The organism is Kitasatospora sp. NPDC057692 (assembly GCF_042799475.1).
Classification (GTDB): Bacteria; Actinomycetota; Actinomycetes; order Streptomycetales; family Streptomycetaceae; genus Kitasatospora.
The window spans coordinates 1-1,027 of the sequence record NZ_JBHVIV010000213.1; the positions used below are offsets into that span (position 1 = coordinate 1).

1 pseudogene is annotated in these 1,027 nt (G+C 37.6%); it reads left to right on the forward strand.

What is annotated here, in order from left to right:
• Positions 1-876: pseudogene (locus tag ACFVFS_RS40885) on the forward strand (hypothetical protein); the annotation flags it as partial.
• Positions 877-1,027: the final 151 nt, after the last annotated feature.

The window sequence follows — 1,027 nt, forward strand, 5'->3', positions numbered from 1 at the left end:
TATGGATGCTTAGGGGCAAAACTCAACGAAGAAGACCCTTCTGTTGAAGGTAAACTCACTTATCAAATGCTTCAGACACTTACAGATATCTCAGATGAAGAATTAATTCAAATGAGCTCAAAGACTGTAAAAGAAATAACCACATTGGGAACTGACAAAGAAACCATGTTAAGAGTTCTTGGAGCTACGGAGAAAAAGAAACATCGGACAGCTCTTCAGGATGCCTTACTTCTATATCCAGAACTTCTTAATGATGATCATACGAAAGAAATTATTAAAAATAAAAAGAAAAGCATGATTAAAGATGCCAAATCAGGAAAATTGCTTGTTGATGGTGCTCGTTATACATACTTATGCCCTGATCTGTATGCTTTCTGCGAAAAATTATTTCTGAACATCCAGAATCCAAAAGGACTGCTTTCAGGAAGTGATGTCCATTGTTCTTTATATGATGAAGGGTATATTGATATCCTCCGCTCCCCTCACCTCTTCAGAGAGCATGGTGTTAGGTGGAACAAAAAAGATGAGAAATATGAAAAGTGGTTCATTACCCCAGGTGTTTACACAAGCATTCATGATCCGATATCTAAGTTGCTGCAGTTTGATAATGACGGGGATAAGGCCTTAATTATTCCTGATGAGTTAATCGTCAATATTGCCAAGCGTAATATGGAAAACATCGTTCCGTTGTATTATGAAATGTCTGTAGCCCAGAAACAAGAGATTAATAGCAAGAACATCTATGAAGCACTAACTCTTGCTTATGGGATCAATATCGGGGAGTACAGCAACAACATCACTAAGATATGGAACAGTGACAACATAAATATGGACGTGATCAAATGGTTATGTATGGAAAATAACTTTACTATCGATTAAATTTTTAGTCGCGTCGCATAGCGATATGCGGATGAAAAGTCAGTGAACCTAGAAATCTAGGGTGTGCATTCAGCGAAAAGCAGCGATAGGAAATGATCGTCAATGAGTGTGCTAACAGGGGAATTCTAAGTCCTTATCGATACGATAA